Here is a 19,907-nt window from a genome sequence, read left to right as displayed (position 1 = left end):
TTGCCGACATGGCCAACGCCGCGCCGATCTTCGCGTTCGAAGTCCGCTACGTGATCGAGCTGATTCTGCTCGTCTTCGCGCTGATCATCCAGGGTGTCGCGCTGGTGCACGCCGTCACGCAGCGCTCCGACGCGTTCCCCGCTATCGGCACGCTGCCCAAGGGCGGCTGGATCGCCATCCTGGCGGTCTGCCTCGTGCTCACCCTGCTCGGCTTCGGTCCGATCAGCCTCTTCGGACTGATCGGCATCGCCGCCGCGCTCATCTACCTGCTCGACGTCCGGGTCGGTCTGCGCGACCTGAGCGACGGCAAAGGGTTCTGGTGAGAGGTTTTCGCTGGCCGCCCCCACCCGACAGCGGTCCCCGCACCTGGGGGCCGGGGCCGGGTGGGCCGCGTACCGGCCGGCCGGCGCTGCCGGAGCCGGAGACCGAGCTGGTCACCACCCCGCACGGCGTACGGCTGGAGCGGCTGGTCACCGGCACCGGTGACCCGGTCACCGTGTTCGCACACGGTCTGGGCAACGGCATCGCCACCACCCGCCCGTTCGGCAGCGGGGTGAACGGCCGCAAGGTGTTCTTCCAGTTCCGCGGTCACGGCCGTTCCGATTCCCCGGACGGTCCGTGGGACTACCTGGACCTGGCCCGGGATCTGCGGGCGATCGCCGACCTCGGGCGGGCCAGCCGGGCGTTCGGCGCGAGCCTCGGTGCGGGTGCCCTCTGCCGGCTCCTCGCGGAGAGCCCGGAGCGTTTCGACAGGCTGGTCTTCTTCCTGCCGGCGGTCCTCGACGAGCCACGCGGGCCGGCCGCCCGGGAACGCATCACCGACCTGCTGGAGGCGGTGGAGAGCGGGGACGCCTCGGCGGTCGCCGACATCGTCACGCTGGAGTTGCCCCCGGCGGTGCGCAACACCCCGGCCGGCTGGGCGTACCTGCGGCAACGGCTCGACCAACTGCTCCGTGACGGTCTGGCCGACGGTCTGGCCACGCTCACCGATCAGACGCCGCTGCGCCGGATCAGTGACCTGGCGGTCACCGCGCCGGCGCTGGTGATCGGTTGTGCGGGCGACGACCTGCACCCGGTCGAGGTCGCCGAGCGGCTCGCCGCCGCGCTGCCCCAGGCCACCCTGCACGTGTACGACCGGCCCGGGGTGCTCTGGTCGGAGCGCGCCGACCTGCGCGAGCGCATCTCCGGCTTCCTGAACGAGTAACCTGCCCTGTCATGGGCGTCACACAGCATGGCCGTACGCACCGGCTGGATCTTGCCGACCCGACACTGCGCGAATGGACCTGCACGGTGCTGCACGCCGATGCGGAGCAGGGCATCGTGCTGGACCGTTCCGCGTTCTACCCGGGCGGCGGGGGTCAACCACCCGACCACGGCGTGCTGCTCTGGCAGGGCGTGCAGACCCGGATCGTCGGCACCCGCAAGGGCGACGACCCGTACCTGATCCCCGCCGAGGGTGACCCGTTGCCGCCGGTCGGCACCGCTGTCGTGGGCGCTGTGGAGGACGAGCGCCGCACCCGTCTCATGCGCACCCACTCCGGGCTGCACGTGCTCTGCGGTGTGGTGTTCCGCGACTTCGGCGCGCTGGTCACCGGCGGGAACATGGAGCCGGGCGAGGCCCGGATGGACTTCAACCTGCCCGAGGTGCCCCCGGACTTCAAGGCCCGCATCGAGGAGCTGGTCAACGCCGAGGTGGCCGCCGACCGCTCGGTCGCCACGCGGGTGCTGCCGCGCACCGAGGCGCTGGCCCTGCCGGACATCATCCGCACCCAGTCCAACCTCATCCCGCCGGACGAGCAGGAGGTCCGCATCGTCGACATCGTCGGGCTGGACGTGCAGGCCGACGGCGGCACCCATGTCGCCTCCACCGCCCAGATCGGCAAGGTGCAGGTGGTCAAGGTGGAGAGCAAGGGCCGCGCCAACCGTCGGGTCCGCGTCCGGCTCGTTGATTAGACCGGGTAACCGAATTCGGACGTCGGCTGTCAGGTATTCCTGACACCGTCGCAGGCATGACGCAACCGCTAACCGGAAAGATCGCGCTCGTCGCCGGTGCCACCCGGGGTGCCGGGCGGCAGATCGCCGTTCAGCTCGGCGCGGCCGGTGCCACTGTCTACGCCACCGGTCGCAGCACCCGGGCCGGCCGCTCCGAGATGGGCCGACCGGAGACCATCGAGGAGACAGCCGAGCTGGTCAGCGCGGCCGGCGGCACCGGCATCGCCGTTCAGGTCGATCACCTGGTGCCCGAGCAGGTCCGCGACCTGGTCGCCCGGATCGACGCCGACCACGGCCAACTCGACGTGCTGGTGAACGACATCTGGGGCGGTGACCCCCTGGTCACCTGGGACAAGCCGGTCTGGGAGCAGCCGCTCGACGCCGGCTTCCGCACCCTGCGACTGGCCGTCGACACGCACATCATCACCAGCCACTTCGCCCTCCCGCTGCTGATCCGCAAGCCCGGCGGGCTGGTGGTGGAGATGGGCGACGGGACCAAGGCGTACAACGACGAGAACTACCGGCTGTCGGTCTTCTACGACCTGGCCAAGGTCTCGGTCAACCGGCTCGCCTTCAGCCAGGCGCACGAGCTGAAACCGTACGGCTGCACCGCCGTCGCGCTCACCCCCGGCTGGATCCGCTCCGAGGCGATGCTGGAGCACTTCGGCGTGACCGAGGAGAACTGGCGTGACGGCGCCGCCACCGACCCGAATTTCCTCATCTCGGAGACCCCTGCCTTTGTCGGCCGGGCGGTGGCCGCGCTCGCCGCCGACGACGACAAGGCCCGCTGGAGCGGCAGGTCCGTCGACGCCGGCAGCCTGTCCAAGGTGTACGGGTTCACCGACCTCGACGGCAGCCAACCCGAGGGTTTCCGCTACATCACCGAGGTGGTCGACGCGGGCAAACCGGCGGACGTGACCGGCTACCGGTAGAGCGCGGCGAGCCGGTCGGCGCTCTGCGCGAACAACTGCCGCAGCTCGGGTGGGTCGAGGACCTCCACCTCGGGGCCGAGCCCCAGCAGTTGGTGGTACGCCACCGGGACCGACTCGACGGGCAACCGGGCCACCACCCACCCCTGCCCGTCGGGTTCGCTGGCGGTGGCGACCAGTTCGTCGTACACGAAGGGGGCATCGACCAGCTGCCGGAGCTGGCGCAGGCCGGCGGGGCTCAGCCGGACGACGACCTCGGCCCGCAGCATGGTCCGCAGGAACGACCCGGCCTGCTCGCGCCAGTGCCCGGCCAGGTCGAAGCCCTCGTCGCGGCCGAAGTGCTCGTCGCCCACCTCGACCCCGGTGACCCGGTCCACCCGGTAGGTGCGCACGTTCTCGCCGACCCGGCCGACCAGATACCAGACCCCGCTCTTGAGCACCAGGCCGTACGGCTCCACGCGGCGGGTCACCTCCCGGTCGCCGCGTCGGTAGCGCAGCTCCACCACCCGGTCCGCCCAGACCGCCCGGGCCAGCTCGGGCAACCACTGCGGTGCCGCGGTCTCCCGGAACCAGCCCGGCACGTCCAGGTGGAACCGCTGCCCGGCGCGGGCCGGCGCGTCGCGCAGCGCGGGTGGCAGCGCGGCGAGCACCTTCAGCTCGGCGGACGCCACCGCGTCGGCGAGTCCCATCTCGCCCGCCGGCCCGGGCAGCCCGGCGAGGAACAGCGCCTCCGCCTCGTCCCTGGTCAGCCCGGTCAACCGGGTGCGGTACCCACCGAGCAGACGGTAACCGCCGGCCCGCCCCCGGTCGGCGTAGACCGGCACGCCGGCGGCGGAGAGCGCCAGCACGTCCCGGTAGACGGTCCGCTCGGAGACCTCCAACTCCCGGGCCAGCTCGCTCGCGGTCATCGACCCGCGCGCCTGCAGCAGCAACAACAACGAGATCAGTCGGGACGCGCGCACCCGCCCATCCTGCCCGGCCCCGCTCACCGCCCGCCGGGGGTCAGCAACCCCCTGTCGTACGCGGTGGCCACCGCGGCGGCCCGGTCGTTGACCCCGAGCTTGGCGTACACGTGCAGCAGGTGGGTCTTGACGGTGGCCTCGCTGATGAACAGGCGAGCCGCAGCCTCCCGGTTGGAGGCACCGCGCGCCACCATCGTGAGCACCTCCAGCTCACGCTGGCTCAGCGGCTCCTCCACCGGCGCGCGCAGCCGGCCCATCAGCCGGCCGGCGACGCTCGGCGCGAGCACCGAATCACCCCGGGCGGCGGCCCGTACCGCGCGAACCAGTTCCTCGCGAGGCGTGTCCTTGAGCAGGTAGCCGGTGGCACCGGCCTCGATCGCCGGCAGCACGTCCGCGTCCGTGTCGTAGGTGGTGAGCACCAGCACCCGGGCGGTGCTGCCGGCGCGGGTCAGGCGACCGATGGCGGTCACCCCGTCCATCCCGGGCATCCGCAGGTCCATCAGCACCACGTCCGGTAGCAGCGTCGCGACCAGTGCCAACGCCTCCGAGCCGTCCGCGGCCTCGCCGACCACCTCGAAATCGGGGTCGCCGGTGAACATTCCCCGCAGGCCGTCCCGTACCACCGGATGGTCGTCGACGATCAGCAGCCGGATCGAGGTGGTCACCCGGCACCTCCGGGTAGCGCGGGAACGGACGCCGAGATGGCGGTGCCGCCGCCCGGTTCGGACTCGACCGCCAACTCGCCGCCGACCCGGGTGACCCGTTGCCGCATGACGGTCAGCCCGTACCCGCCAGTCGGCTCCCGGGACGTCGGTTGGTCGGTGACCTCGAAGCCGGCCCCGTCGTCGCGCACGTCCAGGGTCACCACGTCGGCCATGTACGACAGGGTCAGCCCGACCCGTGAGGCGGCGGCGTGCCGGGCCACGTTGGCCAGCGCCTCCTGGGCGGCCCGCAGCAGGGTCACCTCGATCTCCGGGTGCAGTGGACGGGGCGTACCGGTGGTGGCGACCTCGGCCCGTATCCCGTGCAGGTCCGACCAGCGCCCGCCCAGCTCGACCAGGGCGTCTGGCAGCCGGGCCGTCTCCAGCGATTCCGGGCGGACCGCCCGCACCGAGCGGCGGGCCTCGGTGAGGCTCTCCCGGGCCAGCGCGAGCCCGTTGTCGACGTGCCGGCGCCAGTCGGCGGACCGGTCGCGGGTCTGCTCGGCCGCCTCCAGTTGGGTGATGATGCCGGCCAACCCCTGGGCGAGGGTGTCGTGGATCTCCCGCGCCATCCGTTGGCGCTCGTCCAGCACGCCGGCCTCCCGTGCCTGGATGAGCAGTTGGGCGTGCAGCCCGGCGTTCTCCCGGACCGTCTCGGTGAGTTGCCGGTTGGCTTCGCCGAGTTCCGCCATCAGTCGTCGGCGTTTGGCGTCCTCCTGTTCGGCGATGATGGCGAACCAGCTCACCGAGCCGGCCACGATCAGGTTGAAGAGCACCAGCAGCAGCCAGAGCGGCCAGTGCGACATCGCTATCACCAGGCCACCGCCCTGAGAGGTGGCGATGATGGCGGCGGTGGCTGTCACCCCGGCGATCCGCCAGCGCCTGGGCAGGACCGGAAAGGCGTGGATGTAACCGATCCAGGCGAAGAAGCCGTACCACGGACTGGCGGCTACCAGTGCGGCGCCGAAGGTGAGCAACCCGGCGTAGTAGACCGCCATCAGCCCGCGCCGGCTCTGCCAGCCGGGGTGCACTGTGACGAACCAGGCGACCCAGCATCCGGCTGCCACGGCGATGGCGAGGGTGGGCAGCGCGCCGAGATGATGGGGTGCCGGTGCGACGATGGCCAGCAGGGTGCCCAAGGCCAGCCCGCCGTAGGGAACCACGCGATAGAGGGTCGCCTCGTTCTTGCGCCACCTGGTCAGACGGTCGTGCTCGCCGCTGCTGGCCATCGAATCCCCGATCACTCCCAGCGGAACAGTTTTGCCGCGCCGGCGCCGGCCGCCATGGCGACCACCGCCATTATCCCGAGGTGCGACAGGTGTGGCGATGCCCCGGTCCACGAGTCGAGCAGCGCCTGGACCCCGGGTGGCGTGTAGTCGCCGATCCGGACCAGGAAGTCCGGCAGGATGAACCGGGGCACGTAGACGCCACCGAAGAACATGACGGCCATGAACAGTGGCACGGCCATCGCCTGCGCCGACTTCGCCGTCCGCGCCACCGCCGCCACGAGCAGGCCGAGTGCCAGCAGGGCCGCCGTGCCGAGGAGGAGGGCCAGTGTGAAGCCCAACGGATGCCGGGGCAACGGCACGTCGAACGCCAACCGGCCCACCGCGATGAGCAGCACGGCGCTGACCAGGATGGTGGCGAGGGAGATGAGCAGTTGGGCGGCCAACAGCGCGGCAGGGCTGGCCGGGGTGGTGGCCAGCCGGCGCAGCACCCCACGTTCCCGGTAGGTGGCCAGCACCGTGGGCAGGATGTTGACAGCCGACATGGCGAGCGTGATCACCAGCAGTGAGGGTGCGAAGTACTGGATGAAGGACAGGTCACCGAACTGGACCTCCGGCTGCCGTGCCGCCGGGACCAGCCCGAACACCACCAGCAGCGCGACCGGTAGGACGACGGTGGTCAGCGGCGAGCCGAAGTCCCGCAGGAAGAGTCGTGTCTCGATCTTCAGGATCTGCCCGAAGGCGTGCATGTCGGTTCTCCCTCAGGCGACGGGCCGGTGCCCGGTCAGCTCGACGAACGCGTCGTCGAGGGTGGACTGTTCCAGCCGCAGGTCGGCGGCGACGATCTGGTTGCGGGCGAGCACCGAGGTGACCGCGTGCAGCAGGTCACCGGTGCCGGTCACCACCACCTGGCTGCCGGTGCGCTGCACCGCGGAGACCTCGGGCAGGTCGGTGAGGAGCCGGTCGTCGATCGGAGCGGAGGGCCGGAACCGGATCCGCTGCTCGGGAGCCACCGACGACACCAGGCCCGCCGGGGTGTCCAGCGCTACCACCCGGCCCTTGTCGATCACCGCGATCCGGTCACAGAGCCGTTCGGCCTCCTCCATGAAGTGCGTGACCAGCACGATCGTCACTCCGCTGCTACGCACCTGCTCGATGAGGCTCCAGGTGTCCCGCCGAGCCTGAGGGTCCAGCCCGGTGGTCAGCTCGTCGAGGATCGCGATCTCCGGGTTGCCGACCAGCGCCAGCGCGATGGAGAGTCGCTGCTTCTGACCACCGGAGAGCTTCTTGTACGCGGTGTTCCGCTTCGCGCCGAGACCCAGCCTCTCGATCAGCTCGGCCGGGTCGGCCGGATCGCGATAGAACGACGCGTACATCTCCAGGGCCTCGGCCACCCGGAGCTGGTCCGGCAGTTGGCTCTCCTGAAGTTGCACACCGACCCGCTGGCGTAGCTGGGCCGCGTCCCGGCGGGGGTCGAGCCCGAGGACCGACACCCCGCCCCCGTCGGGAACGCGCAGCCCGGCGACACACTCCACGGTGGTGGTCTTGCCCGCGCCGTTCGGGCCGAGGACACCGAAGATCTCACCCGCCTCCACAGCGAACGACACCTCGTCCACCGCCACCAGATCGCCGTATCGCTTGTGCAGTCTGGTCACCTCGATGACCGGCATCTCGCCGCCCTTTCGCCGCTTTTCCCGTACCCCTCAAGGGTTGTCGGGGTGGCCCGGCGGCGAATCGACCGGTCGGCGATGATCACCGGCGACCCCGGTTGACCACATCCATCCGTCAACCGGTTGATGTGCGACGCGGGCGTCGTTGCTAGTGCTGCACCCGGCGGATTCGACGGCCGCTCGTTAGGCTGCTCGATCGTGGATGTCAGCAGAGTCGCCAGCCCGGTTACCGGGGCCGCCGGACGTTTCCTCGCCGGGGCCGGCCTGCTCCTGCGTGGCCTGGGCCTCTACGTTCGTAGCCCCGGTCTGATGCTGCTCGGCGTCGTGCCGGCCCTGATCTCCGGCGCGCTCTTCGTGGCGGCGTTCGCCACCCTCGTGTACTTCGTGGACGACCTCGCCGCGCTCGTCACACCGTTCGCCGACGACTGGTCGAGCACCGCCCGCAGCCTGGTCCGGGTGATCGCCGGACTGGCCTTCCTCGGGGTCGGTGGTCTGCTGGCAGTGCTCACCTTCACCGCTGTCACCCTGGTCATCGGAGACCCGTTCTACGAGAAGATCTCCGAGCATGTCGAGCAGCGCTACGGCGGCACACCGGGTGCGGTGGACGTGCCGTTCTGGTCGTCGCTGCGCCGCAGCGTCGCCGACTCGGTACGCCTGGTGGCGCTCACCGCGCTGGTCGGCATCCCCCTCTTCCTCGCCGGTTTCATCCCGGTGGTCGGCCAGACGGTCGTCCCGGTGATCGGGGCGGCGGTGGGCGGCTGGTTCCTCGCCGTGGAGCTTGTCGGGGCGCCGTTCTACCGCCGGGGAATGCGGCTGCCGCAGCGTCGGGCGATCCTGAAGGCCGACCGTCCCACCGCCCTCGGGTTCGGGGTGGCGGTGTTCCTCTGCTTCTTGATCCCGCTCGGTGCCGTGCTGGTCATGCCGGCGGCAGTGGCCGGCGCGGCGTTGCTGGCCCGCCGTTCGCTCGGCCAACCGATCGACGGCCCGCTGGCCGCATCGGCCACCGGTCGGCCGGTCGGGGAGCGCTGACGTGGAGATCGTCCTGGTCGAGGGGGACATCACCGCACAGCGGGTGGACGCCGTCGTGAACGCCGCGAACTCGTCCCTGCTCGGCGGCGGCGGGGTCGACGGTGCCATCCACCGCCGTGGCGGCCCGGCGATCCTGGCCGAGTGCCGGGCCCTGCGGGCGTCCCGCTACGGCCGGGGTCTGCCCACGGGACAGGCCGTGGCGACGACGGCCGGTGAGCTGCCGGCCCGCTGGGTCATCCACACCGTCGGGCCGGTCTGGTCGGCCGACGAGGACCGCTCGGCGCTGCTGCGGGACTGCTACGCCAACAGCCTGCGGGTGGCCGACGAGCTGGGCGCGGTGACGCTCGCCTTCCCGTTGATCTCCGCTGGCATCTACGGCTGGCCGGTCGACGACGCGGTCCGTCAGGCCCTGTCGGTGCTGCGCACGGCCACCCCCGCCACCGTCGCCGAGGCCCGCCTGGTGCTGTTCGGGGCGGACACCCACGCCGTGGCCCGCCGCGTCCTCGACGCCGCCTGAGCACCACGTCGGGCGGCCGTCGCTGCCTGATCACCACCAGTCGGGCGGCCGTCGCCTGATCACCCACGTCGGGCGGTTCCCGCCTGATCGATGCGGGCCTGGATGGCGTCCGTGGTGGGGCCACTTCCGCAGGCTGCGGTGTGGTGGGGTCGACAGCTGCGGTGTGATATTTGCCGACACGCTGTTGATAACATGCCGACATGATGTCGACAATTTACGAGGGCGCGCGCTGATGTTCCTCGCGATTCGTGAACTCAACTTCGCCCGGTTGCGGTTCGCTCTGATGGGCGCGGTGATCGCGCTGATCGCCGTGCTGATGGTGATGCTGTCCGGGCTGTCGGTCGGGCTGGTCCGCGACGGTGTGTCCGGGCTGCAGAACCTGCCGGTCACGTCCTTCGCCTTCGCGCAGGACGTGCAGCGCGACTCCGCGTTCTCCCGCAGCGTGGTGGACATGACGGCGGTGGACGAGTGGGCCGACCAGCCGGGCGTCGCCGACGCGACGCCGTTCGGCAACACGCTCGTGAACACGCGCACCGATCGGGGAACCGAGGTCGACCTGGCGCTGTTCGGCGTCCAGCCCGACTCGTTCCTGTCGCCCCCGGTCAGCCAGGGTGACCGGCTGGGCACCGAGGACGGCATCGTGGTGAGCCCCACGGCGCTGGACGCGGGCCTGCAGATGGGCGACGTCGTCACCATCGACCGGCTGGGCACCCGGCTGCGGGTCGTCGGCGTCACCGAGCAGCAGGACACCTTCGGGCACGTGGACGTGGCGTACGTGCCGCTGGCGGCGTGGCAGGCCATCAAGTCCGGCACCGCCCCCGGCACGGCGCTGCCGCAGCGCGCCGCAACGGAGATCACGGCGGTGGCGGTGCGCGCGGCCGACGGGAAGTCCCTCGACCTGGCGGCGGGGGACACCGCGGCCGGCACCGAGAGCCTGACCCTGAAGGAGTCCTACGGCGCCTCGCCGGGATACACCGCCGAGACGACGACCCTGCAACTGATCCAGGGGTTCCTGTACGCGATCTCCGCGCTGGTCGCCGGAGCGTTCTTCGCGGTGTGGGCGATCCAGCGCAAGCCCGAGGTGGCCGTCCTGCGGGCCCTGGGCGCCTCGACCGGCTGGGTGCTGCGCGACGCGCTGACGCAGGCGTTCGTCCTGTTGGCGGCGGCTGTGGCCATCGGCGTGGGGGTCGGCCTCGCGCTCGGCGCCCTGATCACCGGCAGCGGCATCCCGTTCGCGTTGAGCATGCCGAGCATCTCCGCCGCCGGGGTCGGCCTCGTCGTCCTCGGCCTGGTGGGAGCCGGCGCGGCGGTCATCCGCATCACCTCTGTCGATCCGGCCACCGCTCTGGGAGGAAACCGATGAGCAGCCGTCCCGCTCCGACCGCTTCGACCGCACCCGCCGACGACGCGTCCGACCGGCTCGGGCTGGTGATGCGTGGGGTGTCCCTGCGGCACGGCAACGCCGCCGAGACCGTGCAGGCGCTCGACAACGTCGACCTGACGGTGCGACCCGGCGAACTCGCCGCGGTCGTGGGTCCGTCCGGTGCGGGCAAGTCCAGCCTGCTCGCCGTCGCCGGCGGCCTGGCCCGACCCGACCAGGGCACCGTCACCGTGGCCGGTCAGGACATGACAGTGCCGAGTCGCCGGACCCGGACGGAGCTGCGCCGCCAGCACGTGGGGTTCGTGTTCCAGTCCGGCAACCTGCTGCCGGCGTTGACCGCCGCCGACCAGGTGCGGCTGCCCCTGCGGCTCGGGTCGAGGTCGCAGCGGTCCGGCCGTGACCCGCTGGAACTGCTCGCGGACGTCGGCATGGCGGACAAGTCCGACCGGCGCCCCCACCAGCTGTCGGGCGGTGAGCGCCAGCGCGTCGGGATCGCCCGGGCACTGGTCACCGAGCCCAGCGTGCTGTTGGTCGACGAACCGACGGCGGCGTTGGACCGGGCACGCAGCCACGAGATCGTGCGACTGCTGGCCCACGAGGCCCGGCAGCGGTCGGTCGCGGTGGTCATGGTCACTCACGACCACGATGTGCTGCAGTACTGTGACACCGTTTACGAGATGGTCGACGGCAAGCTCGCGACCAGCAGCTGACCACGACGGTAGGGTGCGGGCGCAGGACCAGGTAGGTCACGCTCGTCCGGAACAAGGGGGGTGGCGTGCCGAAGATCCAGGCCGCGACCGTCGCCGAGCACCGGGCATCCCAACGCGCGGCGCTGCTCGACGCGGCCCGCACCCTGCTGTCGGAACACCCCGAGCAGATCCCTGGCCTGGCCGAGGTCGCCCAGCACGCCGGCCTGGCCCGCTCCAGCGTCTATTCGTACTTCAAGTCCCGCGCCGACATGTTCGACGCCCTCGTCACCGACACGTTCCCCCGCTGGTCGGCCTATGTCGAGAAGCGCATGGAGGCGGCCGGCACACCCGGGCAGAAGATCCAGGCGTACGTGGATTCCAACCTGCAACTGGTTGCCCGAGGCGACCACGCGCTGGCCCGCGCGCTCGCGTCAGCCGGCAGCAGCGAGGCACTCGCCAGCTCCAGCCGACTCATGCACGACCGCCTGGAAGCCCCGCTGCGCGCCGCCCTGACCGACCATGGCTCCTCGGACCCGGTCCGGGTGGCCGAACTGGTGCAGTCGATCGTCTACGCGCTGAGTCGGATGATCGAGGGAGGGCTCGCGCTGGACACGGCGACCAGCCTCGCCCGCGAACTCCTCAGCCCGTACCTCGACCGCGACCGCCCCTGAGGCTCCGGCCCGCCGGTCAGGTCAGCTCCGCGAGGCAGGTCCACTGGGACGCCACCGGGCGGTAGCCGAGCCGGGCGTTGATCGCCAGCATCGGTGCGTTCGCCTCGTCGTTCGAGGTGTACGCGACGCGTACGCCGGTCGCGGCAGCCCGGTGCAGGGCGGCCGTCTTGGCCAGTCGGGCCAGCCCGAGCCCCCGGTACGCCGGGATGCTGCCGGTGTAGTCCGACCACATCCGGTCCCCGTCCCGCTTCACCAGACTGAACGCGACGATCTCGCCGTCGACCTCGGCGGCGACGCTGGCCGTCTTGTCCAGGCCGAGGTTGTCCCAGACGTCGTACTGCCAGCTCTGGTAGCTCTTGCTGTCGACCGGCAGGTCGCCCGGCTCGTCGACGGCCGAGGCCACGTCCGCCGCGTACAGCAGGTGCGGGTCCACCTCGGCGATCGGGTGCAGCCGTACGCCCGACGGTGGCGCGGGCAGCGCGGGCACCTGGTCCAGATCGAGCGCCGAGTAGCGCACCTCGCGGCTGGGCTCGTAGCCGTGCCGACGGGCGAACGGCAGCGCCTCCGGTTGTGCGGTGGCACGCACCCGGCGGATTCCCAGCGGGCGGAGGTAGTCGGTAGCGGCTGTCAGCAGCCCGCCGCCGATGCCGCGTCGCCGATGTTCCGGGTGTACGTGCAGCAGGTTGATGCCGCCGACGTTCGCCATCGACGTCGTACCGATGCGTTCGGCGGACACCCAGCCGACCACCTGGTTGTCGACCTCGGCAACGAAGGCGGTCCAGGCCTCCTCGGGCGGCGGTTCGGCGATCATCTTGCGGGTCGACTCGACCCCGCGCACCAGGTACGGGTAGACCGTCGCCCGTAGCGCCACCACGCCCGGCGCGTCGTCGGGCCGCGCCACCCGGATCCGCATGTCAGGCCCCCGTCCGGACGGCGGCGACGGCCTCGACCTCGACGAGCTGGTCGGTGTAGCCGAGCACCGCCACCCCGAGCAGGGTGCTGGGCGGATCGTGGTCGCCGAAGAAGTCCCGCACCACCTCCCAGACGGTGACCAGGTCCTTCTGCTGCGACGACGCCACGTAGACGGTGGTCTTCACGACGTCGGTCAGCCGCGCGCCGGCCGCGTCGAGAGCGGTCGTCAGGTTCGTCATCACCTGCCGGGCCTGCGCCGCGTGATCGCCCGGCGCGACAGTGCGCCCCTCGGCGTCCAGCGGGCACGCCCCGGCGGTGAACACCAGTCGGGCGGGTGCGTCGACGGTGGCCGCGTAGGCGTACTCGGCGACGTCGGAGAGAGCGGGGACGTGCAACAGCGCGAGAGGTTGCGGCATGCCGCGAGGCTAACCACGATCGCCGACCCGGGCGACGCAATAACGACGCGACCCACCTCCGCCGGAGGCGACAACGTCACGGAAACAGTGGCCTCGGCGCGTCCTGAGGGGACTGTTTCCCTGAAGTTGCGCGGATCTTGCCGCGCGGAGGGCGGGGTCAGGCGGAGGCGCGGCGGATCAGCTCGGTGGGGAGCATGACCGCCGGCTCGATGGTCTCCCCGGCGGCGAGCCGGAGCAGTTGGCGGGTCATCCGGCGGCCGAGTTCCACGATCGGCTGCCGGACGGTGGTCAGCGGCGGCTCGGTGTACGCGGCGGTCTCGATGTCGTCGAAGCCGACCACCGCCACGTCCTCGGGCACCCGCCGACCGGCCTCGCGCAGCGTCCGCAGGGCGGCGTGCGCCATCAGGTCGGAGGCGGCGAAGACGCCGTCCAGGTCGGGATGCTCGGTGAGCAGGTGCCGCATCGCCGCCGAACCGGACTCCCGGGTGAAGTCACCGATGGCGACCAACTCGGGCAGCCCCGCGTCGGCGACAGTGCTGCGGTAGCCACTGAGCCGTTCGATCCCGGCGACCATGTCCTGTGGGCCGGCGATGGTCGCGATCCGTCGGCGACCGCTGTCGATCATGTATCGGACGGCTGCTGTCACCCCGGCCACGTGGTCGACGTCGACGTACGGGACGGGCACGTCGCCGAGGGGCCGGCCGCTGACCACCACCGGGATGCCGAGCCGGGCCAGTGTGCCGGGCAACGGGTCGGCACCGTGCAGCGACGCGAAGAGCACACCGTCGACGTGCCGGCCGGTGGTGTACCGCTCGACCCGTTGGTGCCCGGCCGGCGAGCCGGCGAGCATCAGCACCAGTTGCTTGTCGGCCGCCTCCAGCTCCTGACTGACGCCCCTGATGATGCCGGGGAAGACCTGGTCGTCGGAGAAGACCCGGGTGGCGGCCTCCGGCATGACCAGGGCGACCGAGTCGGTGCGTTGGGTCACCAGGCTGCGGGCGGCCAGGTTGGGGACGTACCCCAACTCGGCGACCGCCCGGGTGACCGCCTCGCGGATCGGCTCGGCGACGGTGGTGGAGCCGTTGACCACCCGCGAGACGGTGGCGCGGGACACCCCGGCCCGCGCCGCCACCGCCTCGAGCGTCGGCCGCTGCGCCGTCGTCATCGCGCCTTCCCCCCGCTCGTCACAGCCCGTTCCGGGAGATCACCTCCTGGTACCACCGGGCGCTGGCCTTCGGTGTGCGCCGCTGGGTCAGGTAGTCGACGTGCACGATCCCGAACCGCTTGCGGTAACCCTCCGCCCACTCGAAGTTGTCCAGGAATGACCATACGAGATAACCGCGCAGGTCCACGCCCCGGGAGATCGCCTCGTGCGCCGCGCGCAGGTGCCCGTCGAGGTAGGCGATGCGATCGGCGTCGATCACCTGCGCCGGGCCGTCGGGCGAGTCGGTGCCGGGTTTGTCGGGGAACGCCGCACCGTTCTCGGTGATCAGCAGCGGCACCCCGGGGTAGTCGGCGGCGAGCCGCTCCAGCAGCCGGGTGAGACCCGCCGGCTCGATCATCCAACCCATGTCGGTGAGCGGGCCGGCCGGTGGCAGGAAGTGCACAGCGCCCTCGGTGCCCGGGTACGCGTCGTTGCCGGCCCCGTCGGGCCGCCCGGCCACGTAACCCGGGGCGTAGTAGTTGATGCCGAGCAGGTCGATCGGGGCGGCGATCAGCTTCTCGTCACCGTCGCGGATGAACGTCGGCTCGACGATCCGGGCCACGTGCTCGCGGACGTCGTCCGGGTAACCGCCGGCCAGCAGCGGGTCCAGGAAGATCCGGTTGTGCAGGCCGTCCACCAGGCGGACCGCCGCGGCGTCGGCAGCGCTCTGCGGGTCCGCCGGGCGCACGTCGGCCGGGTTGACGGTGATGCCCACGCTGCGCGCGCCGGCTGCCCGCAACGCCCGCGCCGCCAGGCCGTGCCCGAGCAGCAGATGGTGTACGGCGGTGAAGGCCGCCGCCGCGTTCCGCTCACCCGGAGCGTGCACGCCGTTGCCGTAACCGAGGTAGGCCGAGCACCACGGCTCGTTGAGCGTGGTCCACACGTCGATCCGGTCACCGAGGCGGGCGTACACCGCCGTGGCGTAGGTGGCGAAGTGCTCGGCGGTGTCCCGGTTGGTCCAGCCACCCCGGTCCTCAAGGGCCTGCGGCAGGTCCCAGTGGTAGAGGGTGACGATCGGGTCGATTCCCCGATCGAGCAGCGTGTCGGTGAGCCGGTCGTAGAAGTCCAGCCCACGGGGATTGGCGGGGCCGGTGCCGTCGGGCTGGATCCGGGGCCAGGCGACCGAGAACCGGTACGCCCGCAGGCCCAGCTCGGCCATCAGCGCCACATCGTCGGCGTACCGGTGGTAGTGGTCGCAGGCGACGTCGCCGGTGTGGCCCTGGTACACCTTGCCCGGCGTACGGCTGAAGGTGTCCCAGATGGACGGACCGCGGCCGTCGTCGCGGGCGGCGCCCTCGATCTGGTACGCGGCGGTGGCCGTCCCCCAGAGGAAGTTCTCCGGGAACCGGATCTCGTTGCCGTGCCTGTTGGGTTGCTCGCTGTGCTCGCTCACGCCTTGACCGCACCTTCCATGATCCCGCCGATGATCTGCCGGCCGAACAACACGAAGACCAGCAGCAGGGGCAGCGTCGCGATGGCAGTTCCGGTGAACACCTGCGACATGTCCTGGTAGTACCCGTCCGACAGGGCTCGTAGGGACAGTTGCACTGTCGGATTCGCCGGATCGTTCAGCACAGCGTACGGCCACAGGAAGTCGTTCCAGGTGGTCATGAACGTGAGCAGGCCGAGCACGGCGGCGGCCGGACGCAACGCGGGAACCACCACGTGCCACCAGATCCGGGCGGTGCCGCAGCCGTCCATCCGGGCGGCCTCGATCAGTTCGTCGCTGATGGCCTGGCCGGCGTACTGCCGCATCATGAACACCCCGAACCCGGTGACCAGCACCGGCACGATGACCGCCGGCAGCCGGTCGTTCCACTGCAGCTTGCTCATCAGCAGGTAGAGCGGGATCAGGCCGAGCTGGGTCGGCACCATCATGGTCGCGATGATCACCAGCAGCAGGGCGTTGCGGCCCCGGAACCGCAGCTTGGCGAAGGCGAACCCGGCCAGGCTGGAGAAGAACACCACGGAGACGGTCACCGTGCTGGCGACGATCACCGAGTTGATCAGGCCGGTCGCGAAGTACGCGTCGGTGTTGTCGAACAGTCGGGCGATGTTCGCGCCCAGGTTGCCGCCGGGGGTGATCGGGGGCGGCAGCTGGCCCATCGCGTCGTTGGAACGGCTGGCGACGACGAGCATCCACCAGATCGGAAAGATCGACAGGCCGGCCGCGACGACCAGGGCCAGGTAGGTGAGCGGGCTGGCCCGCCAGAGCCGGCTCATCGGGCCGCTCCCTTTCGTCCGTCGGGCCCCGACCGGCCGCCGATCCGGCGCAGGATCAGCACGTTGACCAGAGCCACGATCGCGATGAGCGCGAAGAGCAACCAGGCCACTGCCGAGCCGTACCCGAAGTTGTAGTGCGGGGCGAAGGCGTTCTCGAACATGTACATGGTCAGGGTCTGCGACTCCCGCAGCGGTCCGCCGCGGATCGGGTTGGTGCCGGAGTGGAACATCCGGGGCTCGGTGAAGAGCTGCAGGCCGCCGATGGTGGCGATGATGGTGCAGAAGATGATCGTGGGCTTGAGCAGTGGCACGGTGACCGACCAGAACTGTCGGACCCGGCTGGCGCCGTCGATCGCCGCGGCCTCGTACAGGTCGCGGGGGATGGCCTGCATCGCGGCCAGCAGAATCAGCGCGTTGTAGCCGGTCCACCGCCAGTCGACCATGGCGGAGATGGCCACCCAGGAGGCGAACCGGTTGGACTTCCACTCGATCGCGTCCAGCCCCACCAGGTCGAGCAGCCAGTTGACCATCCCGAACTCGCGGCCGAAGAGGACCCCGAACACGATCGCCACCGCGGCCGTGGAGGTCACGTTGGGGACGAGCACCGCCATCCGCCAGCCGGTGCGGGCCCGCAGGCCGCGGTTGAGCAGGTTGGCCAGCCAGAGCGCGGCGAGCAACTGCGGGACGGTCGAGATGACGAAGATTCCGAGCGTGTTGACCAGCGCGTGCCAGAAGTCCGGGTCGGCCAGCAGCCGGGTGTAGTTCTCCGCCCCGATGAAGGGGTGGTCGGCACCGAGCAGGTCCCAGTCGTGCAGCGAGACCCAGAAGGTGTACGCCAGCGGGTAGGCCCCGAAGATCGCGAAGATCAGGAAGAACGGGGCGATGTAGAGGTACGGCGAGAACCGGGTGTCGAGTCGGCTGAGCCGACCCGAGGAGCGGCGGGGGGTGCCGGCCGCCGGTGCGACCGGTGGGCGGGCGTCGAGCTGGACTGTCATGCCCGGAAACTCCTTTCCGCCGTGCGGGCGGGACTCCGGTCGCCGAAGCCCGCCCGCACGCTGGTTGGGCTACTTGGCGGCGGCCTTCTTCGCGTTGGTCACCGCGTCGGTCCAGCCCTGCGCCGGGCTGCGCTGGCCCAACTCCACGGTCCGTACGGCGTTCTCCACCTCGGTCCGGACGGCCTGGTTCTTCGGGCCCATGTAGACCGGCTTCAGGCTCTTCGCGCCGCTGCCGAAGATGGTGCCGACGGGCGCGTCGGAGAAGTACGCGTTCTTCGCGCCGGTGATCGCCGGGTCGTCGAGCGCCTGCGGCGAGGACGGCAGCGGACCCTTCGCCTTGAACGCGCCGATCTGACCCTTGGCGCTGGTGAGGAACTTGGCCAGCTCGATCGCCTCGGCCTGGTGCTTGCTCTGCTTCGGCACGGCGAGGTGCGACCCACCCCAGTTGCCACCGTTGCCGGGCACCTGGGCGATGTCCCACTTGCCCTGGGCGCCGGTGCCGGCGTTGGCCTCGATGACGCCGGTCATCCAGGCGGGGCAGGCGATCGTGGCGAACTTCGACTGCTTGAACGCGGAGACCCACTCCTCGGACCACGATCCGTACTTTCCGGAGAGGCCCGAGTCGATGATGTCCATCGTGGTGTCCCAGGCCTGCCGTACCGACGGGTTGCTGTCGACGACCAGCTTGTCGCTGGTGTCGTAGTAGCTGTAACCGGTCGTGTTTCCAGCGGTCTGCAACAGGATGGTGTTGAAGGTGTTGGTGGCCGCGTCGAGGAAGGACGCCCCGGTCTTGGCCGCGACGAACTTCTCGCCGGTGGCGATGTAGTCCGGCCAGGTGGGCCAGAGCTTGGAGACCGCGTCCCGCTCGGTGGGCAGGCCGGCCTTCTCGAAGAGGTCCTTGCGGTAGCACATGGCGATGCCGCCGACGTCGGTGCCGAGGCCGATGAGCTGCTTGCCGTCGGCGGTCAGGCCGGCGTTCCACTTCCACTCGAGGAAGTTGCCCTTGAGGTCGGCGGCGCCGTGGTCCAGCAGGTTGACGAAGTTGCCGGGGTTGGCCTTGTACTCGACCAGCAGACCCTCCTCGATGGCCACCACGTCGCCGGCGCCCCGGCCGGCGGCGAGCCACTGGGTCAGCTTCGGCGAGTACTCGTCGAGGTTGGTGCCGGTGCCCCGCTCGACGATCTTCACGTTGGGGTTCGCGGCCATGTACTCCTGGTAGAGCTGCTCGTAGCCGAACTGGCCGAAGACGTCGACGGTCAAGGTGATCGGCCCGTCGCCCTGCTCGTCGCCGCCGCCGCAGCCAGCGGTGACGAGCAGGGCGGTGGTGGCGGCGAGGGCCACCGCGGCGAGGCGGCGGCGCGGGAAGACAGCCATGGGTTTCGACCTCTCTCAGGGCGGGCGAGTGGTGGCAGATGAATTCAGAGAGCGCTCTCACGACACTGTGGTAGGTCGCTGACCCGCTGTCAAGAGAGCGCTCTCACGAGGTCGCGAGGTCGGCCCCACACGCCGACGAGGGCGCCACCCCGGATGGGGTGACGCCCTCGTTCGTGACCGGTCGGTCAGCCGGTGCGCAGACCGTCCAACAGGGTGCGGTCGCCGACGACATCAAGCGTCTCGAAACTCACCCGCCCCCACAACGCCAGCAGCAGATCGCTCGCGGTGCCGCTGACCTGGGCACGAGCGTGGTGATCGTCGTGGTCGAAGATGGTCGCGGTGTCGAGCAGTGCCACCCCCTCGCCGCGCAGCCGCAGATACCACTCCTGGGCCGCGTCCGTCGCGCAGAGCTGCACCACCCCGTGCCAGTCACCCGGCACCTGCCGCCGGCCCGCCGGGAGCCAGGTGTCCAGCACCTCGCTCACCCCGTCGGCGGCGAGCTTCGCCTCCACCGGGTCACCGGCCGCGATGGCGAGCTGCGCGTCCCAGCGGTGCACAGCCGTCTCGTGCGCCATTCGACGCGGCCAGAAACCGGCCTTCTTCGGCTGTGGCGCCCAGTTCCACGCCGGTGCCTCCGGGTCGAGCCCGTCGAAGAGGGTCATCACCCGGTCGTAACCCTGCTGCCACAACTGGAGCGCGTCCACGCCCGGGTCGGCCTCGAGCTTCTCCCGCCGAGGCGGCTGGCTGGTCTGGCCGGTGCCGGCGAACGACGAAACCCACTGGTAGATGCCGGCCATGTGCAGGGTCAGGTCGTTCACCGTCCAGCCCGGACAGGACAGCACCGGTGTCTCCGGCGGCGCCTCGGCCACCGCTGCGGCGAAAGCCGGACCCTCCGTCCGGAGCGCTCCGATCCAGAAATCCTTGCTGCCCTGCAGTCTGCTCATCGCCATCCTCCCGGGGGTGCCGGGCGACCAGTGGGTGCCACGGCTAATTGTCAGCCTAAGGTGAAGGGCGTG

At 71.0% G+C, this 19,907-nt stretch carries 22 protein-coding genes; 9 read left to right on the top strand and 13 right to left on the bottom strand.

Annotated features, from left to right (window positions below; all coding sequences use genetic code 11):
* Window positions 1–8 precede the first annotated feature (8 nt).
* Genes AB0C03_RS09765 through AB0C03_RS09750 form a run of 4 tightly spaced genes read left to right on the top strand, consistent with a single transcriptional unit; the run spans window position 9 to window position 2,924 of the window.
* Window positions 9–323, top strand: a complete 315-nt coding sequence (locus tag AB0C03_RS09765) for a DUF2516 family protein (RefSeq protein WP_030327754.1) — start codon at window positions 9–11, stop codon at window positions 321–323.
* Window positions 320–1,204, top strand: coding sequence for an alpha/beta fold hydrolase (locus tag AB0C03_RS09760; protein ID WP_357635833.1), 885 nt, complete (start codon window positions 320–322; stop codon window positions 1,202–1,204). The genes AB0C03_RS09765 and AB0C03_RS09760 overlap by 4 nt, the downstream gene beginning before the upstream one ends.
* A gap of 11 nt (window positions 1,205–1,215) precedes the next feature.
* Window positions 1,216–1,953 (top strand): alanyl-tRNA editing protein, encoded by a 738-nt coding sequence (locus tag AB0C03_RS09755; protein WP_030327752.1) that lies wholly within the window; start codon window positions 1,216–1,218, stop codon window positions 1,951–1,953.
* 56 nt (window positions 1,954–2,009) lie between these two features.
* A complete protein-coding gene (locus tag AB0C03_RS09750) occupies window positions 2,010–2,924 on the top strand; it encodes an SDR family oxidoreductase (RefSeq protein WP_210858940.1) in 915 nt (304 codons plus the stop codon).
* Here AB0C03_RS09750 and AB0C03_RS09745 read toward each other — a convergent pair.
* From AB0C03_RS09745 to AB0C03_RS09725, 5 genes are read right to left on the bottom strand one after another with little or no spacing between them, the layout of a single operon-like run.
* Window positions 2,915–3,883: a helix-turn-helix transcriptional regulator gene (locus tag AB0C03_RS09745; protein ID WP_357635830.1), complete on the bottom strand. Its 969-nt coding sequence runs from the start codon at window positions 3,881–3,883 to the stop codon at window positions 2,915–2,917. The two genes, AB0C03_RS09750 and AB0C03_RS09745, sit on opposite strands and share 10 nt — an antisense overlap.
* A 23-nt stretch (window positions 3,884–3,906) precedes the next feature.
* Window positions 3,907–4,548 (bottom strand): response regulator, encoded by a 642-nt coding sequence (locus tag AB0C03_RS09740; RefSeq protein WP_030327749.1) that lies wholly within the window; start codon window positions 4,546–4,548, stop codon window positions 3,907–3,909.
* A complete protein-coding gene (locus AB0C03_RS09735; protein ID WP_030327748.1) occupies window positions 4,545–5,813 on the bottom strand; it encodes a sensor histidine kinase in 1,269 nt (422 codons plus the stop codon). Before AB0C03_RS09735 ends, AB0C03_RS09740 begins: the two co-directional genes overlap by 4 nt.
* Window positions 5,814–5,824: 11 nt before the next feature.
* Window positions 5,825–6,559, bottom strand: coding sequence for an ABC transporter permease (locus AB0C03_RS09730; protein WP_030327747.1), 735 nt, complete (start codon window positions 6,557–6,559; stop codon window positions 5,825–5,827).
* Between the two features lie 12 nt (window positions 6,560–6,571).
* Window positions 6,572–7,480 carry an ABC transporter ATP-binding protein gene (locus AB0C03_RS09725; RefSeq protein WP_030327746.1) on the bottom strand — a complete coding sequence of 303 codons (909 nt, stop codon included), beginning with the start codon at window positions 7,478–7,480 and terminating at the stop codon, window positions 6,572–6,574.
* A gap of 198 nt (window positions 7,481–7,678) precedes the next feature.
* On the opposite strand from AB0C03_RS09725, the gene AB0C03_RS09720 reads away from it, so the two are divergent.
* From AB0C03_RS09720 to AB0C03_RS09700, 5 genes are all read left to right on the top strand, one after another.
* On the top strand, window positions 7,679–8,509 hold the full coding sequence (locus AB0C03_RS09720) for an EI24 domain-containing protein (protein WP_051708107.1): 831 nt from the start codon (window positions 7,679–7,681) through the stop codon (window positions 8,507–8,509).
* 1 nt (window position 8,510) lies between these two features.
* Window positions 8,511–9,026, top strand: coding sequence for an O-acetyl-ADP-ribose deacetylase (locus AB0C03_RS09715; RefSeq protein ID WP_030327744.1), 516 nt, complete (start codon window positions 8,511–8,513; stop codon window positions 9,024–9,026).
* Window positions 9,027–9,258: 232 nt separating this feature from the next.
* On the top strand, window positions 9,259–10,389 hold the full coding sequence (locus AB0C03_RS09710) for an ABC transporter permease (RefSeq protein ID WP_357635822.1): 1,131 nt from the start codon (window positions 9,259–9,261) through the stop codon (window positions 10,387–10,389).
* The gene (locus AB0C03_RS09705; protein WP_357635819.1) at window positions 10,386–11,117 is read left to right on the top strand and encodes an ABC transporter ATP-binding protein; all 732 of its coding nucleotides are present in this window, start codon (window positions 10,386–10,388) and stop codon (window positions 11,115–11,117) included. Before AB0C03_RS09710 ends, AB0C03_RS09705 begins: the two co-directional genes overlap by 4 nt.
* A gap of 65 nt (window positions 11,118–11,182) precedes the next feature.
* Window positions 11,183–11,767 (top strand): TetR/AcrR family transcriptional regulator, encoded by a 585-nt coding sequence (locus AB0C03_RS09700; protein WP_030327741.1) that lies wholly within the window; start codon window positions 11,183–11,185, stop codon window positions 11,765–11,767.
* Window positions 11,768–11,783: 16 nt separating this feature from the next.
* Here the strand turns inward: AB0C03_RS09700 and AB0C03_RS09695 are convergent, their stop codons facing one another.
* The 8 genes from AB0C03_RS09695 to AB0C03_RS09660 form a co-directional block, all read right to left on the bottom strand.
* Window positions 11,784–12,680, bottom strand: a complete 897-nt coding sequence (locus AB0C03_RS09695) for a GNAT family N-acetyltransferase (protein WP_357635816.1) — start codon at window positions 12,678–12,680, stop codon at window positions 11,784–11,786.
* 1 nt (window position 12,681) lies between these two features.
* Window positions 12,682–13,095, bottom strand: a complete 414-nt coding sequence (locus AB0C03_RS09690) for a RidA family protein (RefSeq protein ID WP_030327739.1) — start codon at window positions 13,093–13,095, stop codon at window positions 12,682–12,684.
* Window positions 13,096–13,252: 157 nt separating this feature from the next.
* The gene (locus AB0C03_RS09685; RefSeq protein WP_030327738.1) at window positions 13,253–14,260 is read right to left on the bottom strand and encodes a LacI family DNA-binding transcriptional regulator; all 1,008 of its coding nucleotides are present in this window, start codon (window positions 14,258–14,260) and stop codon (window positions 13,253–13,255) included.
* A gap of 19 nt (window positions 14,261–14,279) precedes the next feature.
* Window positions 14,280–15,692 (bottom strand): GH1 family beta-glucosidase, encoded by a 1,413-nt coding sequence (locus AB0C03_RS09680; protein ID WP_357635811.1) that lies wholly within the window; start codon window positions 15,690–15,692, stop codon window positions 14,280–14,282.
* Complete coding sequence (locus tag AB0C03_RS09675) at window positions 15,689–16,522, bottom strand: carbohydrate ABC transporter permease (protein ID WP_030327736.1); 834 nt, start codon at window positions 16,520–16,522, stop codon at window positions 15,689–15,691. The genes AB0C03_RS09680 and AB0C03_RS09675 overlap by 4 nt, the downstream gene beginning before the upstream one ends.
* Window positions 16,519–17,517 (bottom strand): carbohydrate ABC transporter permease, encoded by a 999-nt coding sequence (locus AB0C03_RS09670; protein ID WP_030327735.1) that lies wholly within the window; start codon window positions 17,515–17,517, stop codon window positions 16,519–16,521. Before AB0C03_RS09670 ends, AB0C03_RS09675 begins: the two co-directional genes overlap by 4 nt.
* 69 nt (window positions 17,518–17,586) lie before the next feature.
* Complete coding sequence (locus AB0C03_RS09665; protein WP_030327734.1) at window positions 17,587–18,891, bottom strand: ABC transporter substrate-binding protein; 1,305 nt, start codon at window positions 18,889–18,891, stop codon at window positions 17,587–17,589.
* A gap of 185 nt (window positions 18,892–19,076) precedes the next feature.
* Window positions 19,077–19,835 (bottom strand): maleylpyruvate isomerase family mycothiol-dependent enzyme, encoded by a 759-nt coding sequence (locus tag AB0C03_RS09660; protein ID WP_285796882.1) that lies wholly within the window; start codon window positions 19,833–19,835, stop codon window positions 19,077–19,079.
* Window positions 19,836–19,907: the final 72 nt, after the last annotated feature.

It is taken from the genome of Micromonospora parva (assembly GCF_040649675.1).
Lineage (GTDB): Bacteria > Actinomycetota > Actinomycetes > Mycobacteriales > Micromonosporaceae > Micromonospora > Micromonospora parva.
This window is presented reverse-complemented; position numbering and strand designations above follow the sequence as displayed.

What these genes read in the sequence shown, in the direction of transcription:
- AB0C03_RS09730 (WP_030327747.1), bottom strand. Translation starts at nt 6,559, where the DNA reads ATGCACGCCTTCGGGCAGATCCTGAAGATCGAGACACGACTCTTCCTG.
- AB0C03_RS09725 (WP_030327746.1), bottom strand. Translation starts at nt 7,480, where the DNA reads ATGCCGGTCATCGAGGTGACCAGACTGCACAAGCGATACGGCGATCTG.
- AB0C03_RS09690 (WP_030327739.1), bottom strand. Translation starts at nt 13,095, where the DNA reads ATGCCGCAACCTCTCGCGCTGTTGCACGTCCCCGCTCTCTCCGACGTC.
- AB0C03_RS09675 (WP_030327736.1), bottom strand. Translation starts at nt 16,522, where the DNA reads ATGAGCCGGCTCTGGCGGGCCAGCCCGCTCACCTACCTGGCCCTGGTC.
- AB0C03_RS09765 (WP_030327754.1), top strand. Translation starts at nt 9, where the DNA reads ATGGCCAACGCCGCGCCGATCTTCGCGTTCGAAGTCCGCTACGTGATC.
- AB0C03_RS09710 (WP_357635822.1), top strand. Translation starts at nt 9,259, where the DNA reads ATGTTCCTCGCGATTCGTGAACTCAACTTCGCCCGGTTGCGGTTCGCT.
- AB0C03_RS09665 (WP_030327734.1), bottom strand. Translation starts at nt 18,891, where the DNA reads ATGGCTGTCTTCCCGCGCCGCCGCCTCGCCGCGGTGGCCCTCGCCGCC.
- AB0C03_RS09670 (WP_030327735.1), bottom strand. Translation starts at nt 17,517, where the DNA reads ATGACAGTCCAGCTCGACGCCCGCCCACCGGTCGCACCGGCGGCCGGC.
- AB0C03_RS09695 (WP_357635816.1), bottom strand. Translation starts at nt 12,680, where the DNA reads ATGCGGATCCGGGTGGCGCGGCCCGACGACGCGCCGGGCGTGGTGGCG.
- AB0C03_RS09705 (WP_357635819.1), top strand. Translation starts at nt 10,386, where the DNA reads ATGAGCAGCCGTCCCGCTCCGACCGCTTCGACCGCACCCGCCGACGAC.
- AB0C03_RS09735 (WP_030327748.1), bottom strand. Translation starts at nt 5,813, where the DNA reads ATGGCCAGCAGCGGCGAGCACGACCGTCTGACCAGGTGGCGCAAGAAC.
- AB0C03_RS09685 (WP_030327738.1), bottom strand. Translation starts at nt 14,260, where the DNA reads ATGACGACGGCGCAGCGGCCGACGCTCGAGGCGGTGGCGGCGCGGGCC.
- AB0C03_RS09660 (WP_285796882.1), bottom strand. Translation starts at nt 19,835, where the DNA reads ATGAGCAGACTGCAGGGCAGCAAGGATTTCTGGATCGGAGCGCTCCGG.
- AB0C03_RS09755 (WP_030327752.1), top strand. Translation starts at nt 1,216, where the DNA reads ATGGGCGTCACACAGCATGGCCGTACGCACCGGCTGGATCTTGCCGAC.
- AB0C03_RS09750 (WP_210858940.1), top strand. Translation starts at nt 2,010, where the DNA reads ATGACGCAACCGCTAACCGGAAAGATCGCGCTCGTCGCCGGTGCCACC.